Origin of the sequence: uncultured Thiodictyon sp. (genome assembly GCA_903837595.1) — a bacterium.
GTDB lineage: Bacteria > Pseudomonadota > Gammaproteobacteria > Chromatiales > Chromatiaceae > Thiodictyon.
Map to the genome: position 1 here is coordinate 1 of CAILVI010000066.1, position 14,997 is coordinate 14,997.

The 14,997-nt window shown below is 61.2% G+C and carries 16 protein-coding genes; 13 read left to right on the top strand and 3 right to left on the bottom strand.

The genetic code is table 11. The features are described 5' to 3' along the window. Positions 1-214 precede the first annotated feature (214 nt). The 3 genes from phbB to phaR form a co-directional block, all read right to left on the bottom strand. The gene (gene phbB, locus QZY44_RS03515; RefSeq protein WP_295442309.1) at positions 215-955 is read right to left on the bottom strand and encodes an acetoacetyl-CoA reductase; all 741 of its coding nucleotides are present in this window, start codon (positions 953-955) and stop codon (positions 215-217) included. A 174-nt stretch (positions 956-1,129) separates the two neighbouring features. After that, on the bottom strand, positions 1,130-1,495 hold the full coding sequence (locus QZY44_RS03520; RefSeq protein WP_295442312.1) for a phasin family protein: 366 nt from the start codon (positions 1,493-1,495) through the stop codon (positions 1,130-1,132). A 195-nt stretch (positions 1,496-1,690) separates the two neighbouring features. Continuing rightward, the gene (phaR, locus tag QZY44_RS03525) at positions 1,691-2,161 is read right to left on the bottom strand and encodes a polyhydroxyalkanoate synthesis repressor PhaR (RefSeq protein WP_295442315.1); all 471 of its coding nucleotides are present in this window, start codon (positions 2,159-2,161) and stop codon (positions 1,691-1,693) included. Between the two features lie 426 nt (positions 2,162-2,587). On the opposite strand from phaR, the gene phaE reads away from it, so the two are divergent. The 13 genes from phaE to QZY44_RS03585 form a co-directional block, all read left to right on the top strand. Further along, the gene (gene phaE, locus QZY44_RS03530) at positions 2,588-3,679 is read left to right on the top strand and encodes a class III poly(R)-hydroxyalkanoic acid synthase subunit PhaE (protein WP_295442317.1); all 1,092 of its coding nucleotides are present in this window, start codon (positions 2,588-2,590) and stop codon (positions 3,677-3,679) included. Between the two features lie 54 nt (positions 3,680-3,733). Beyond that, positions 3,734-4,801, top strand: a complete 1,068-nt coding sequence (locus QZY44_RS03535) for a class III poly(R)-hydroxyalkanoic acid synthase subunit PhaC (protein ID WP_295442319.1) — start codon at positions 3,734-3,736, stop codon at positions 4,799-4,801. Between the two features lie 135 nt (positions 4,802-4,936). After that, entirely contained in the window at positions 4,937-6,199 is a 1,263-nt protein-coding gene (locus QZY44_RS03540) for a hypothetical protein (RefSeq protein WP_295442321.1), read from the top strand. Between the two features lie 160 nt (positions 6,200-6,359). Continuing rightward, the gene (locus QZY44_RS35595; RefSeq protein WP_365303196.1) at positions 6,360-6,869 is read left to right on the top strand and encodes a tetratricopeptide repeat protein; all 510 of its coding nucleotides are present in this window, start codon (positions 6,360-6,362) and stop codon (positions 6,867-6,869) included. Positions 6,870-7,434: 565 nt separating this feature from the next. Continuing rightward, positions 7,435-8,265 carry a tetratricopeptide repeat protein gene (locus QZY44_RS03545; RefSeq protein WP_295442324.1) on the top strand — a complete coding sequence of 277 codons (831 nt, stop codon included), beginning with the start codon at positions 7,435-7,437 and terminating at the stop codon, positions 8,263-8,265. Positions 8,266-8,611: 346 nt separating this feature from the next. Beyond that, positions 8,612-10,780, top strand: coding sequence for an NERD domain-containing protein kinase family protein (locus tag QZY44_RS03550; RefSeq protein WP_295442327.1), 2,169 nt, complete (start codon positions 8,612-8,614; stop codon positions 10,778-10,780). Between the two features lie 18 nt (positions 10,781-10,798). Beyond that, positions 10,799-10,987: a DUF2283 domain-containing protein gene (locus tag QZY44_RS03555; protein WP_295442330.1), complete on the top strand. Its 189-nt coding sequence runs from the start codon at positions 10,799-10,801 to the stop codon at positions 10,985-10,987. Positions 10,988-11,144: 157 nt separating this feature from the next. Further along, a complete protein-coding gene (locus tag QZY44_RS03560; RefSeq protein WP_295442333.1) occupies positions 11,145-11,378 on the top strand; it encodes an addiction module protein in 234 nt (77 codons plus the stop codon). A 13-nt stretch (positions 11,379-11,391) separates the two neighbouring features. Beyond that, positions 11,392-11,796, top strand: a complete 405-nt coding sequence (locus QZY44_RS03565) for a hypothetical protein (protein WP_295442336.1) — start codon at positions 11,392-11,394, stop codon at positions 11,794-11,796. After that, entirely contained in the window at positions 11,796-12,218 is a 423-nt protein-coding gene (locus QZY44_RS03570; protein WP_295442339.1) for an HNH endonuclease, read from the top strand. The genes QZY44_RS03565 and QZY44_RS03570 overlap by 1 nt, the downstream gene beginning before the upstream one ends. 26 nt (positions 12,219-12,244) lie before the next feature. Further along, complete coding sequence (locus tag QZY44_RS03575) at positions 12,245-12,499, top strand: UPF0175 family protein (protein ID WP_295442342.1); 255 nt, start codon at positions 12,245-12,247, stop codon at positions 12,497-12,499. Between the two features lie 236 nt (positions 12,500-12,735). Beyond that, entirely contained in the window at positions 12,736-13,674 is a 939-nt protein-coding gene (locus QZY44_RS03580) for an FRG domain-containing protein (protein ID WP_295442344.1), read from the top strand. A 245-nt stretch (positions 13,675-13,919) separates the two neighbouring features. Then, positions 13,920-14,997 (top strand): AAA domain-containing protein (locus QZY44_RS03585; protein WP_295442347.1); only part of this gene is annotated, 1,078 nt, incomplete at its 3' end.

Genomic DNA, 14,997 nt, shown 5'->3' on the forward strand with positions numbered 1-14,997 from the left:
GCCCGCCACTTGCCTCTTGCGGGGTGGCGCGGGCGCCATGGCCGTTACCCTAAGTCCGGCAATCGCTCACGCCAAGGCGCCAAGCTCGCCAAGAAATAGCAGGCAAAAAAAAGCCCGGCGGGGAGCCGGGCTAGAACGTCTCATGTTTAGAGAGACGAGGAGGACTCGGTTGAGGTCCTGGGGTGACGTTAGTGGTTGTTATCCGTCACCCGACTCAATGCATAAACAGACCGCCGTTAACCGGGATGTTGGCGCCCGTGACATAGCCGTTGGCATCCGCCGCCAGAAAGGCCACAGCAGAGGCGATTTCGGCCGGTTGCGCCATGCGGCGCATCGGGATGCCGCCGATGATGGAGTTGCGTACCTTGTCATCCATGGCCAGTGTCATCGCCGTCTCCACGTAGCCGGGGGAGATGGTGTTGACCGTGATGCCCTTGGCCGCACCCTCTTGGGCCAGGGCCATGGTGAAACCGTGCATACCGGCCTTGGCAGCCGAATAGTTGGTCTGACCGAACTGACCGCGCTGACCGTTGACGGAGCTGATATTGACGATGCGCCCGTAACCGCGCTCCAGCATCCCGTCCCAGACCTGGCGGGTGACGTTGAAAACGCTGTTCAAGTTGACGTTGATCACCGCATTCCACTGTGCGGGCTGCATCTTCTTGAAGGTGGTGTCACGGGTAATGCCGGCACAATTGACCAGCACTTCGATCGGGCCATGCGCGGCGACGATCTCCGCGATCATGCGGCCGGTGTCCTCGAAGGAGGAGACATCGGCGGAATAGGTGTCGATCGTGATGCCTTCGGCGGCACGATCCTTCTTCCAGGCTTCCGCGATTTCGCACTCAGACGGATGATGGTTCGCGACGACGGTAAAACCGTCATGCACCAGACGAGTACAAATCGCGGTGCCGATACCGCCGATACCACCGGTGACGAATGCGACTCGTGCCATTATCTCTCTCCTCCGGGTTATTGCTTGTTCTTACGGTTACAAGACCACCAGCGCCATAGGCGGGCGGCGAAACAGGGTTGCTTTGGCCCCATTTTCACTGGCCGCTCCAAATGCGGTTCGGCCAGTGAAAATGCCGGTCCATCCGTGGACCGCGCGCCCTCGGGTCGTCTGTACTTAGACGGCCGGGACGGCCTTGCGCAGGTCCGCGCTGACGTCGGCCAGGTTCTTCTCGAACCAGACGCGATAGTCGTCACGGCTCTGGCCGGCGAGTTGCATGTTGACCTTGGACTCGTAGAGCACGCGCTCGCCCAGTTCCTTGGCCGCCTCGGCCTGGGCCTTGAAGAATTCGGTCACGCCCTTGGACTCGGTGGCGAGCTTGGTCAGGCGGACGCTGTGTTCCACTGCCAGATTCATGGCATCGACCTGACGGGTGGCCAGGCGCTCGAACATGCGCAGGTTGAGCTCGCTCAGGGTGGAGATGCGCTCCACGCCCTTGCTGGTGATGTCATTGACGGTCTTAAAGGTGTCGTTCGCGGTCATCGTCTTTCTCCAGAAATTGTTGCGATGCAGCATTTGTTGCAGTGCACAATATCCGTCATGCTAACCGGTGTCAAGCCAGAAAGTTGCAATACTCGGGATTGGTTTTTTCGCTCTGGTGGTGTCAGGTGTCCGGGGCGCCAAGGCGCTGTGTTAGAACTGGTTTGCGACGATCAGATTAGGCCTTTGGCCGCCGCTTCAAGGGTCTTCGTCGTGTGGGCGCTCGCTGCCGACCGGGATGCCCGCCGCGCGCATGAACTCGTCCTGGAGGTTTGACCACAGGTCCATGTTACGCTTAGTCATGCGCGTCACCGCGTCGATCGGGCTGTCGCCCCAGGTCTCGCTCAATTTTTTCTGTTGTTGGGCGAACAGATCCAGGGAACTCTCCAGATAGCGGGCGAAGACGCCCTGTACCGTGCCGCCGTAGAAGCGGATGATCTGGGCCAGCATGTTGGCGCTGAACAGTGCCTCGCCGCCGGTTTCATCTTCCAGCATAATCTGGAGTAGGATCGCTCGGGTGATGTCGGCGTCGTTGGCGGCGTCGACGACCCGAAACCGGGCGCTGTCCATGACCAGTGTGCGCACGTCCGCCAGCGTGATGTAGCGGCTGACCTCCGTGTCATACAGGCGCCGGTTGGGGTACTTCTTGATGATGCGCTCGCTACTCATGGCAGCTGCCTGATTGGGAGTTCTTGACCAAGTGGACTGAGCCGCGGCCGCCGACCAGCGTGCCCGGTGCCGGGTGCAAGGTCGTGGGGGTGGTCGGGTCGGCGCCGGTCAGCCGCGCTGCACGGCCGGCGCCATCCCTCGACCACCGCCGATGTTCGCTCATAGACGGTGTCCTGTGGCTGGCCGGAGTCCGCATTGCCGGACGGGTCGCAACCCCGTCATTGGCGACTGGCCTTGATTTAAGTAACTGATTCAAAAGCGCCTCTGCCGCGTATCGCGCAAGACGGCCGAGGGGCGGCTACACCGGCGGTCGACGCCGCGACGAGGGGGTGCCGGCCCCGATTTCAACGGATGATAGCGGAGTTTGTTGCAGCGCACAATTTTCCGTGCTAGCTTTTTCCAACTTACATTCGAGGAGGCCACAACGTGAACGAAGATAGCTTCTTTTCAAACGACTGGATGGAGACCCAGCGCAAGTACTGGGACAGTTGGATCGCGATGAATCGCAAGGCCATGGGCCAGGACGGCGGCAGCCACACCGCCCCCTGGGAGTCCGCCCTGGACCACTGGTGGACCGCCATCTCCCCGGCCGCCCCAGGTGCCTCCAAGCAGTTCATGGAACGGATGATGGATCAGGGTAAGGCCTTCTTCAAGATGGCCGAGACCTTCCTGCCCGGCGCCGGCGGCGACACGGACGCCTGGAGTGCCTTGAGCAAGTCACTGGAGGAGATGCAGAAAGGCTTCGCGGGTTCGTTCGGCGCTGCGGGTGAGGGGCAGACCGCCTTGCACCGCATGCTCGCCTTCTGGGAACTGCCCTACGATAACTGGCAGCGCATGGCCTCCTCCATGTCGCCGGTCCCCGGCGACTTCCTGCGCAACATGCCCCACGACGGCATCCAGGAACACGTCGATCGGCTGCTGTCGGCACCGGGTCTGGGTTATACCCGTGAGGAGCAGGGCGCCTACCAGGACCTGATGCGTCGCAACCTGGACTACCAGAAGGCCCTCCAAGAGTACGCGGGCTTCTACTCCAAGCTCGGGGTCAAGGCGGTGGAGCGCATGCGCGCCTACATGCAGGAACTGGTCACGAGCGGCAAGACCATCGACTCGGCCCGCGCCATCTACGACGACTGGGTCAACTGCTGCGAGGCGGTGTACGCGGAAGAGGTCAGCACCCCGGCCTACGCCGAGATCCACGGCAAGCTGGTCAACGCCCAGATGGCGCTCAAGCAACGCATGTCGATCATGGTCGACGAGCAACTGGGCGGCATGAACATGCCCACGCGCTCCGAAATCCGCACCCTGCAGGAGCGCGTCCAGGAGGGCCGTCGCGAGAACAAGCGACTCGCCCATGAGCTGAAGGTCATCAAGGCGCAGGTCGAGGCCCTGGTCAGCGGTACGCCGGTCAAGCGCGCCGTCACGCATGGCGCCCCCCGCGCCGCGCTGATCGCCGGTCCGGCGGTTGCCGATCAGCCCGCCGCGGTGACGAAGCCCGCCGCCAAGCCAGTCAGCAAGTAGCCCGCCCGAGCCTTAGAGCGCGCGTCAGACACACCTATAACGAGGAGAGATCACGTGATCCCAATCGACATTCGGCCGGATAAGCTGACCCAGGAAATGATGGACTATACCCGTAAGCTGGGTAAGGGCATGGAGAATCTGCTCAACGCGGACAAGATCGACTCAGGCGTCAGCCCCAAGCAGGCGGTCTATAAGGAAGACAAGCTGGTCCTGTATCGCTATGACACCCCCGAGGGCATCACCCCGCGGCCGGTGCCCCTGCTGGTCGTCTATGCCCTGGTCAATCGGCCCTACATGACCGATATCCAGGAAGACCGCTCGACCATCAAGGGCCTGCTCAAGACCGGCCAGGACGTCTACCTGGTCGACTGGGGCTATCCGGACGGGGCCGACCGCTGCCTGACCCTGGATGACTACCTCAACGGCTACCTGGACCGTTGCGTGGATTACATCTGCGAGGCCCATGGGCTGGAGCAGATCAACATCCTGGGGATTTGTCAGGGCGGCGTCTTCAGCCTGATGTATACCTCCATGCACCAGGACAAGGTGAAGAACCTGGTAACCATGGTGACCCCGGTGGACTTCCAGACCCCCGGCAACCTGCTCTCCAGCTGGGTGCAGGCCATGGACATCGACCTGGCGGTCGACACCATGGGCAATGTCCCCGGTGAATTGCTGAACTGGACCTTCCTGTCACTGAAGCCCTTCGCCCTGGCCGGCCAGAAATACGTCAACATGGTCGACGTGCTGGAGGATGCTGATAAGGTCAAGAACTTCCTGCGGATGGAGAAGTGGATCTTCGACAGCCCCGACCAGGCCGGGGAGACCTTCCGGCAATTTTCCAAGGATTTCTACCAGAAGAACGGACTCATCAACGGCGGCGTCGTGATCGGTGAGTATGAGATCAACCTCAAGAACCTCACCTGCCCGCTGCTCAACGTCTACGCCCTGCAGGACCATCTGGTGCCCCCGGCCGCCTCCCGGGCGATGAAGGACCTGGTTGGCAGCACGGACTATACTGAAAACGCCTTCCCCGGCGGTCACATCGGTATCTATGTCAGCGGCAAGGCGCAAAAGGAAGTCACCCCCGCCATTGGTAAGTGGCTGAACGATCGGTCCTAAGTCCGGTCGGTGCCCCGCTCATTCGCGGCGGGGTAGGGCGGCTGTAATGGCCGCCCGTTGATGAGCAAGGCCCGTGCGGCGGTGACGCCTCACGGGCCTTTTCGTTTTCTACACCAGACCATCGGAGCAACCACGGTGCCGAAAAAGCCGTCCAAGACCCATCTGGCCAAGGCCGCGCAGCCTGCGCCGGCCCAGCTCAAGGCCGTAGAGCGCCTTCTTGGCACCCGCGATTATCCATCGGCCATCGCGCGGGCACGCGCCCTGGCGCAACACTTCCCCGATTCCGGTGCCGCCAACGCGCTATTGGTGGCGGCCCCGGACGAGGGACAGGGCCGGGCCGCGGCTACCCTGGCTGCCTACCAGTGGGCGGAGCGTCGACCCAACAGCGCGCGCGCCTTGGAGACCCTCGCCCAATTTGCCTTTGACGGCCATCACTTGCTGTTGGCTTATCGGGTCACGGACCCGCTAGGGGCTTTGGGCGCCCTGCCCGTGACTTTTCACAGCGACGCCGCTGCACTGGACGCGCTGCTGCAACAGCCCGACGGTTCGCAGGCAATCCGCGAGCAGGTGGAGCAGTTCGACATCGGCAAACTGCACATGGATGCCAAGGACTTCGCGGGTGCCGTGCGGGCGTTCGCTGATGTCGCCATCACCCCCGCCCGCAACAACCGCGCGTTCTCACTCTTTCACCTAGGGCAGATCGAGGACGCGCTGACCGGCTTTCTGGACGCCTGGGAGCAGGACCCGGGCAACCTCTTCGCCCTGGGTTGGGCGTTGCGGCTGCGCCTGTTGCTGGGCGATGAGACCGGCGCCAGGGGGCTGGGTGTCCCCTTGGCCCAGGCCCAGGCGCGCCGTATTGAAGATGCCTATGGCCAAATTTCCGGCCTGCTGCTGATCCACGAGGACCAGGCCGCCTGGGATGCCTTTGAGCGTTCGCGTCAGTCCACTTGGGCCGCCCGTGAGGCCGGCGCAATGGTTGCCGAATGGCTCCAACTGGGGGCCGGTGCCGCCAGTCGGCTCGGCCATGGCGAGCGGGCGCAGGCGCTCTGGCGGCAGGCATTGGAGCAGAACCCGCGGGCTCCCCACCGCCACCGAGAACCTGGCAGCCCTGGAGCGCGACGGCGAGCCCCCGGCCTACCCTGCCTTGTTCGAATGGCACCAACTGCTACCGATGAGTTGGATCCAGCAGGCGCAGGAGGCCGACGCCGGGCACCGGGGTTTACGCTTAGATGCCTTGGCCGCCATCCTCCCCGACGCCGCGCTCGAGGTGATTTACCTGCTCGGAAGCAAGGCGTTACGCGCGATTGCCGCGCCACTGCTGACGGGCAGGCTCCAGGGCGAGGCCCTGGCCTACGCGGGCGATCCGGCCGAACGGGGCGCCGCGGCCATCCTCCGTGACCTGGCGTGCCTGCCGGTCGGTACCGCTGAGGAGCGCGTTGGGTTCCTCAACGACCTGCGTGAGTGCGGTCTGATCGCGGCCAACGAGACCATCGATTACTGGGACGGCAAGCAATTGCGGCAGATCCAATTGCTCGCCACTCAGATCCACCGCGAGCTGATGCCGACCGGTCTACCGGAGGACCTCCAGATTCTGCTCGATGACTCCTTGCTCCTGAATCGGGATGGCCAGTACGCGGCCGCCGAGGCGTGCCTCAGCGCCATCCTGGAGCGCATCCCGGACCACCCAATCGTACTGGGTAACCTGGCGGCCACCCGTATGTATCAGGACCGGGACGCCGAGGCCCGGGAGGTCTTACGCCGGGCGGTCGCCGTCCATCCCGATTATTTGTTTGCCCGCTGCAACCTGGCGGGATTTCTGATCGAGGACGGCGAACTGGAGGAGGCTACGGCGCTGCTGGACGGCCTCGCGCAACGGCCACGCCTGCACATCCAGGAATACTTTGCACTCTACGGGGTCCTGGCCATGCTGAACCAGGCCAACGGCGATCACGCGTCTGCCGCCGCACGTATTGCCAGCCTCGAGCCAATGGTCCAAACCGATAGCGACCGGCGCATGCTTGCCATCGCCAAGGCCCGCGTGGCCAAGGTCACCGTCGGGCGGCGTTAGCCGCGATCATGATCGCGGCCGGGGGGCCGCTCCTGCGGCGTAGGAGCGGCCCCCCGGCCGCGACCGGTTGCCGCGAGGCCCGGTGGCCGGAGTTGCGAACGCCAGTGCCTCCTATGAAGGGCGGCAACCCGGCGCCGGCGATATCTTGAAACTGGGCCGGGGCCAGCGACTAGGACATCTGCCCGGTTCTCCAGGGCCGCCGCCGCAGCCAGATCGACCTGTCTCGGGGTACACTCACACTCTTGGTGGTCGAGGCCACCCTCAATCCCCGTCAAACCCGATCCCCAACTCATGAAAATCAAACCTCAGGCCCCAGAGATTCTACGCATTCCGTACGCGTCGTTCGATGTGTCGGTACTCCCGAACAATGCCCGTGAGCCAGGCAGCGAGGAATTCGACAACGCGGTACTCATCTACTTCGCCGCCAAGTATGCGAAGAAAAACTTTGATGCAGCAGTAACGTGTAGTGACGGTATCATCCGCGTGCTGGCGTGGGCGCGCGGCGGGCTGGGAGCCGAAGGCGTATGTGGTTGGGTTGCTTCAGCACCGCGCAATCGAGGAAGCCTTGCGGCTCCTCGAAACCATGGACGAAATGATGGAGGACGCGGATATCGCCTACAACCGCGGTATTTGTCTGAGCGAGATGGGCCGGTTTGAAGAGTGCATCAAGGCGCTCGAACGCTGCCTGAGGATCGACCCGAGCTACGGGAACGCCCGAGTCGGACTGGGTGTGGCATTCGCTCGTCTACGCCGGTCGAAGGAAGCCGAGCAGGTGCTATGCGAGGCACTCGCGGCCGATCCCCATGACAACTTCGCTGCCCGCAACCTGGGCGCGGTGCTGGCCAATCTCGAAAAGTATGCCGAGGCAGTGCCCCTGCTCCGCCAGGTGCTCGCGACGGAACCCGACGACCCCACCGCGAGCCTGGCCCTCGGCGAATGCCTCGAGGAGCTTGGCCCCGACCAGAAAAGTGAGGCGATCGAGGTCTACAAACGGGTCATGACTCGCTTCGCCGATACGCCACTGGCGGATGCGGCCATGGCCGGACTCAACCGTCTCGCCAACAGCGATCTACACCGCGACGGCGCCAACAAGCCGCGCCTCGACGCGGTCATGTATATGCAGAACACGCTGGAGCGCTTCGCCAACCTCCCGCAACAGGAGGTCGGCCAGATCGTGTTGGAGATTGCGCGGCTCGGCCAGTCCGGGCTTGCCGTCAACGACCCGGCCAAACGCTATCACCTTAAGACGCTGTCGGGAGATTTCTCGGGTCTTGAACTGGTGAGCATGATGCATGTCGGCGTGCTGATGTTTGATCCAAACACCGTGATGCAGACCGGCCTTGATAGAGAATACGAGATCGCTGTTAGCTTATACGGTGATAAGCGCCAATTGTAGCGGTCTGACTGGCAAACATTGTGGTGGTGACTCCGTGGGCCGTCTCGTCCGGCGCTTGCTCGCTACGGCCAAGGCGCGCGTGGCCAAGGTCTCCGAGGGGCGGCGTTAGCCGCGATCATTATCGCGGCCGGGGGGCGCTCCTATGGCGTAGGAGCGGCCCCCCGCCCGCGACGGGTGGCGGCAAGTGCCGGTGGCCGGAGTGATGTCAGGACCCACTCCAGCAGCACCCAAGTCCCCATACACGCCAGAACCACGGCACCACTTGCGGTAATCCCCCCCGGCTGTTAGCGTTAGCCCGCCTCGCCAATTCCTGCCGGGGCAACAAGGACAGGAGGGAGATACCGCGATGGTTCGTCACATCCCCTGCGGGATAGCCGTCAACGAGAGCGAGCGTCTCGCCTGCGAGCGGCTGCGCGCCAAGCTTCAGAGCGCCGACGGCGACTGGATCATCCTCTCCAACCTCAATCACGCCCAGCACCCCAGCGTCCGCTCCGACGAGATCGATGCCGTCATCATCGGTCCGCCCGGTGTCTGCGTCGTCGAGATCAAGCACTGGGATGCTGAGTACCTGCGCAAGAACCCGGATATCGTCGAGCGCGAGGCCGACCGCATCGACGCCAAGGCCAAGCGCGTTGCCGGCAAGCTCCGCCCCCGGCTCGACCCTGGATTCGTCGCTGCGCGGTTCCTGCTGACACGGGGGGCGGTCCGTTTCGACGGGGCCAAGCGCCCAAGTCCCCGCGGCGTCGCTGTCTTCGGGTTGTCTGAATGCCTGGAGCTGGTGGCGGCCGGCGGCCGGACGCAATTGATCCCCGACCAGATCGCCCTGGCTGCCCGCCTGCTGGAACCCAGAGTCTCGGTGGCGTTGAGCGGCGAACTGCGTACCTTCGCCGGCCTGTCAAACCTGGAGCGCCTCTCCGACCCATCCACCCATACGGCCGACGCCTTCCACCGCATCTACCGCGGCCAGCACCCGACCCGCCGCGATCGGGTCATACTGCACCTCTACGACCTCTCCGCTACCCAAGAGAAACAGGCCCTTGAGCTGGCCAAACGCGAATTCGACACCATCCAGCGCTGGCAGAAAAGCCCCTACGTCCCCAGCCTGCTGGACTCGTTCCAAGAGGCCGAGGGCTATCCCGGCGAGTTGGTCTTCTACTCACTGGTCGACCCGGCCGCCCCGACCATCGTCGAGCGGTGCAATGATCAAGGTTGGGACCTTCCGGCACGCCTGGCCTATGCCCAGACCACACTCGCGGCCCTGCGCGAGTTCCACCAGCCGCAAGACCAGAACCTACCGGCAATCGTCCACCGCCGCCTGTCCCCGAGCAGCCTGCGCGTCCGCCACAACAACCAACCCCTCTTCACCGACTTCAACCTGACGCGGCTCCAGGACGCCGAGACCATCGCCTCGACCCAGGTCGACTTCGGCGACCTCCTGCCCTTCGTGGCCGAGGAGGTCCGTCAGGGCGGACTGGCCGCCGCCGACGCCCGCTCCGACATCGCCGCCCTGTGCGCCTGCCTGCTCACCCTGTTCGCGCCCGGGGAGCCTGGCTCCGACAAGGTCCGCGGTATTCTGGAGCTGGGCTGCGCCCCCAATCCGACTGACCGCCCGACCCTGGAGGACCTGGCCCAAGCACTTGCCGGCCTGACCCCGGCCGACGCTCCGACCGCACCGCCCCCCCTGCCGCCCGCCGACTACTGGGATGAGGACACGGTGGTCGACTTTCAGCAGTCCCGCTACAAGATCGTCGGACGGCTGGGGCGCGGCGGCATCGGCCAGACCTTCAAGGTGGTCGAACTCGACGCCCATTCCGACGAGAAGTTCGGGACCTATGTCGCCAAGCTGGTGCGCCAGCGCGCCGACGGCGAGGGCGCCATCCGTGCCTACCGGCAGGTTCGCGCCTACACCACCCACCCCAATCTCTCCACCATCCATGTGATCGCCCCGGACTGGGAACCGGACCGCTTCCTCGCCCTGATGAAATGGGTAGAGGGCCAGCCCTTGCAGGACCTGACCGGGGTCCTGACCCTCTATGCGGAAGACTTGGGCGAAGACAGTGCCGAGGCCCTGGCCTGCCGCTGGCTGCTGGACCTGTGCGCCGCCTTGGGCGAGTTGCACCGGGTCGGACTGGTCCATGGCGATGTCAGTCCCAAGAACCTCATCGTCCAGGGCGGGACCATCGTTCTCACCGACTACGACACCGTTGCCCCCGCTGGCGATGCAGCCCGCGGCGGGACCTTGCCCTACACCAGCCCCGAGGTGCAGGCGCGTGGCGCGATCCAACTGGCGGACGACCTCTACGCCCTGGCTGCCAGCCTGTTCCGGGTCCTCACCGACCGTGAACCTTTCGCCTACGGGGCCGACCGGCGCAAGGACTTGGGGCTAAACTGGGAAGGCATCTTTGCCAACCTGGAGATATTCGCCCAGGGACGCGCCTGTGACGATGCCCGTACACTTTATGGCTGGCACCCTGCCGAAGAAGAGCGCGGTTGCCGTGGTGACTGCCTATTTTGATAATGAGGTGTCCGAGCTATGAAACTCGAATTCGACCCAGTGGCGGATGCCGCCTATTTTGAGATTACTTCCGCCGAGATCGAGACAACCAAAGAGATCGAGCCTGGCATCATCGCCGATTCCGATGCAAACGGGCATATCGTCGGCATCGAGATTCTGGCTGTGAGCAAGCGTGGCGACACGGTACCTGTGAAGCAGGCCGCATAGATCGGAACTCAAAGGACGGGGTGCAGATCCGGTGTGGCCCAGGAAAGCGTCGTCGCCCCCTGGGGATCTTCACCCAGCGACTTGCCCGCGATGGACGGCAGGTGTTGGCGCGGGAGGCGCTATGATTCACCCTTTCGACGACCGAGAGGTTGCAGATATGAACACTACCGAAATCGAAGGCATGAGTATTGCCGAGCGGATTCAGGCCATGGAAGCGATCTGGGCCTCGCTGCTGAAGAGCGACTCAGAGATGGAGTCGCCCGACTGGCATCAAGACGTTTTGGCCGAGCGGCGCAGACAAATCGATGAGGGTTCCGCTGAATTCGTCTCGTTAGCCGATTTTCCCATGAGACGACCCTCCCCCTCAATCAAACCGTTCGCGACGCCATGACGGGGCAACTGACATGACAGCAGTGACACTGGACTTACCGGACTCCCTGGTACGACAGGCACACCAAGCGGCGCGGCTCATGCAGCGCCCGTTGGAGCAGGTGCTCGCCGCGGTCCTGGAAGCCGCTTTGCCTGGATTGGACGACGTACCATCCGAACTTCAGACTCGGCTTCTGGAAATGACCTGGCTGGGCGATGGATCACTGCTTACAATCGCTCGCAGCACCCTGTCGGAACCGGAACAACAGCGTCTCTCGGAACTCGGACAACGCGCGGCCGGACTAACGTCTGAAGAGCAGGCCGAGCTTGCACTGTTGCGTGAGCGCTACGGCGCGGTCACCCTGCAGAAGGCCCGGGCCTATGCACTGCTGAGCATTCGCAGCGGCAAGGCATTACTTGGGCAAGCCGCGGCGGCGTGATGGGCGACAGCGTATCCAAGGCACTGCGAGAGCGTGTTGCTGCCGCTGCCCGCCAGCGTTGCGGTTACTGCATGACCGATCAGCGTGTCAGCGGCGCGCAGATGCACGTGGAGCACATCGTTCCGCGTGCCCGAGGCGGAAGTTCCCACGAATCCAACCTCTGGCTCTCCTGCGCCTGGTGCAATAGCTACAAGGGAATCCAGGTCGAGGCGCAGGACCCGGAAACTGGGGTGTGGATACCGCTGTTCAATCCGCGTCGCCAGCCTTGGATCGAACATTTCGCATGGGCCGAGGACGCAACCTGGATCGTCGGTTTGACGCCGACCGGACGCGCGACCGTGACCGCGCTGAATCTCAACAATCCTTACATCGTCCCGGCGCGCCGTCTCTGGGCACTCGCCGGCTGGCACCCGCCCAAGTAGTCATATCGATCGGCCGGAGCATTGCCATGATCAACCTCTGCGTTCCAATGCCCGAAGGCGCCTGCTCCGTCCTGCGTCTCGACCCGTCCGGACTGGCCCGGGAAATGCGCATCGCCGCCGCCATACAGTGGTATGCGCAGGGAAGGATCAGCCAGGACAAGGCCGCGGAGATCGCAGGGCTCAACCGAGCGGGCTTCATCGACGCCCTGTCGCAGGCGGGGGGATCGCCCTTCCAGTTCAGTGCAGAGACCCTGCGGGAGGACCTCGCGGATATATCATGATTGGAATGCCATTGATGCTGCGACTAAGGACCCGTATCGTTAGAGAATAATGCGGTTCGCGTATTCACCGCATCCTGCGCACTAGCTGTCATTCAGAGCATCAGGTAATTTGAGATATGATATACTATCGCGATGAAGAATTTCGTTGTGCACGGGCATTTATAGATTTTTTTCTTCAGGACCCGTGGTTTCGAACAACAAATATATTCGATTCAAACCAAATCGGAAAGAACTGTATGATTTTTCGTGGGCAATCCGATTCCACCTGGAAGCTTATACCTTCGGCCTTCCGATCGGGAGGCCTTATTAATTTCGCTCCGCAGCCTCCAACGACGGAAGCAGCGAGACTTTATCTTCGGCTGCATCTGCACGCCGAAGTCAGAGCTATTACCATTTTCCTAAAGGCGGCGGATGGTCTTGGTTTCCATACTCCTTTAGACTATACGAGGATGAAGGATGGGTACAATATTATTAACCCAGCTTCGAAAAGCGACGAGGGATACGACGGCCTTGATCATAATCCCGGTCACTGCGCGGATTGCAAGGCTGCTGGTCCGCACAGCGGACCCTACAGATCGCGGAATTACCGTAGGGTCCGCTATGCGGGCCGACGGCGGCTCGCCGGAACGATGATTGAGGCCGGATACGACTGCCACCAACCTTTTCCCCCAGAATCGTTGCAACGAGCCACGGGCTTGGCCCAGCACCATGGGGTTCCGACACGCTTCCTAGATTGGAGTGAATCGCCGTTTGTTGCAAGCTACTTTGCAGCTTATAACGCTTCCAGCTTTGCGGGAGTTGGATCAGGAACACAAGGCCAGGAGATCGCTGTCATCTTCCTGTCAACTTATTCGCTGTTTCAGGATACATCTCCTGTATTGCTCGTCGAAGCGCCCAGACATGAGAACTCATATTTGCTTCAACAGAAAGGTGTCTTCACGAACTTCAAGAAATGTAATGATTTTTTCCTGGAGCACGAACGCTGGCCATCACTTGAGGATTATTCTTCTAACCAGTTCCAGCTACATCGCGCCCGCCTGCCGGCAACTGAGGCCGACAATCTTCTCCGCGAATTATTCGACCTTGACATTACCCGGCATTCATTGATGCCGAGCCTAAGCAACGCCGCGACAGCATACCAATACGCCAAGACGCTCTACGAGAAAACTCGCTAACCGATCCATTAAAGCGCATCCAGCACGTGGAGTGTCTCTGGCTCAAACGGCGCCGGCATGAGTTTTCTATGCTTTAACTAATCGACACAAAAAATTGCTTGAAGTTAGGGGTTGGCAATGAGGAATAGGTGCAGGCGAAAAGCGATGGTATCATTGCCTGGGTTACGCTCCAATAGACAAGTAATAAGTTGAGAAATCCTATGCCAGATTCAATTTTGAGAGGGGTTCCATTACGCATTCGGAACATGAGTTTCAAGGACTTGGCGCGAGCGGAGCCTGTGAGAAAGCGGTTACATCCCAACGCTTTGACTGTCATCGAGTCTGGACAGTTTCCATATCAATCCGTTGGACAGTATCTTGACGCTGAAGCAGCCGCCGCAGCGACGTTATCAAGAATACGTGTTTCCGGGGTAGTTGTTTTCGATGAGATAGCTCTTCATGACCTATTATGGGCCATTTGTTATCTATCGGCTCACGTAACGGACGAAGCGTCTCCGAAAGTCGGCTTCTCGCCTGCGAGCACGCGCGAAAAATTAGAGACTGAGAATTTCGCCTTGCCCCGCCTTTCTTATGGTCGACCAGAAAATGCGATGGTTTCAGTGGTGCCTGCTCATAACATTGCGTCGACAAAAAAAAGGATGAGTGGCGACGCTACCCAAGAAAGCGCATCAATAATCCAAGATCTATCATTGCCAATTGCAAAGCTTGTTGATGGGTTTCAAGCTGACATTGTAATCGAGAAGACCGAGCTCCAGCGGCTAACCGGGAAAAAATATTCACTTGTTACCAATTATCAATTAACTCAGAGGGCTGGCGCTTTCTACTATTATTCTATCTGGATTTCTGACGAGCTTCGTTTGCAGGAGGAGGACTCTGTGATACTGGTATCCGCCAAACAAAGGATTGACGCGCACCTTATCACCGCTATTGATTCTCAAAATTTCTTAGTCAGAACATCAGAGCAATTAACGCAGGATTTATATAAATTAAGAAGGGCGTTCGACCCAGCCTTCATTTTAGTTGCGCTTAGTCAATCTTTGTCTCGCGTAAGAGAACGAACAAGTGTGGTCGCGTCATTAGTTGCAACAAAGCTTCTAGGCAACCCGCGATTAAGCTTGGCTGACGTTTCGCACTGGCCTATCAGCCTAAACACCTCGCAAATCGCTGCAATCAAAGCGGCCGAGAACTGGCGCGTTTCTTTCATTTGGGGGCCGCCGGGGACTGGGAAAACATTTACTCTCGGTCACGTAATATACAGAGCGTACCTCCGCTCGGAAACCGTTCTTGTGCTTTCGACATCAAATGTCGCTATTGATCAAGCAC

Excerpts from the sequence above, each read along its gene's own strand:
- QZY44_RS03520 (WP_295442312.1), bottom strand. The coding sequence starts at position 1,495 with ATGACCGCGAACGACACCTTTAAGACCGTCAATGACATCACCAGCAAG.
- QZY44_RS03575 (WP_295442342.1), top strand. The coding sequence starts at position 12,245 with ATGATCAACCTCTGCGTTCCAATGCCCGAAGGCGCCTGCTCCGTCCTG.
- QZY44_RS03565 (WP_295442336.1), top strand. The coding sequence starts at position 11,392 with ATGACAGCAGTGACACTGGACTTACCGGACTCCCTGGTACGACAGGCA.
- phaR (WP_295442315.1), bottom strand. The coding sequence starts at position 2,161 with ATGAGTAGCGAGCGCATCATCAAGAAGTACCCCAACCGGCGCCTGTAT.
- QZY44_RS35595 (WP_365303196.1), top strand. The coding sequence starts at position 6,360 with ATGCCGACCGGTCTACCGGAGGACCTCCAGATTCTGCTCGATGACTCC.
- QZY44_RS03580 (WP_295442344.1), top strand. The coding sequence starts at position 12,736 with ATGATTTTTCGTGGGCAATCCGATTCCACCTGGAAGCTTATACCTTCG.
- QZY44_RS03550 (WP_295442327.1), top strand. The coding sequence starts at position 8,612 with ATGGTTCGTCACATCCCCTGCGGGATAGCCGTCAACGAGAGCGAGCGT.
- QZY44_RS03570 (WP_295442339.1), top strand. The coding sequence starts at position 11,796 with ATGGGCGACAGCGTATCCAAGGCACTGCGAGAGCGTGTTGCTGCCGCT.
- phbB (WP_295442309.1), bottom strand. The coding sequence starts at position 955 with ATGGCACGAGTCGCATTCGTCACCGGTGGTATCGGCGGTATCGGCACC.
- QZY44_RS03555 (WP_295442330.1), top strand. The coding sequence starts at position 10,799 with ATGAAACTCGAATTCGACCCAGTGGCGGATGCCGCCTATTTTGAGATT.
- QZY44_RS03560 (WP_295442333.1), top strand. The coding sequence starts at position 11,145 with ATGAACACTACCGAAATCGAAGGCATGAGTATTGCCGAGCGGATTCAG.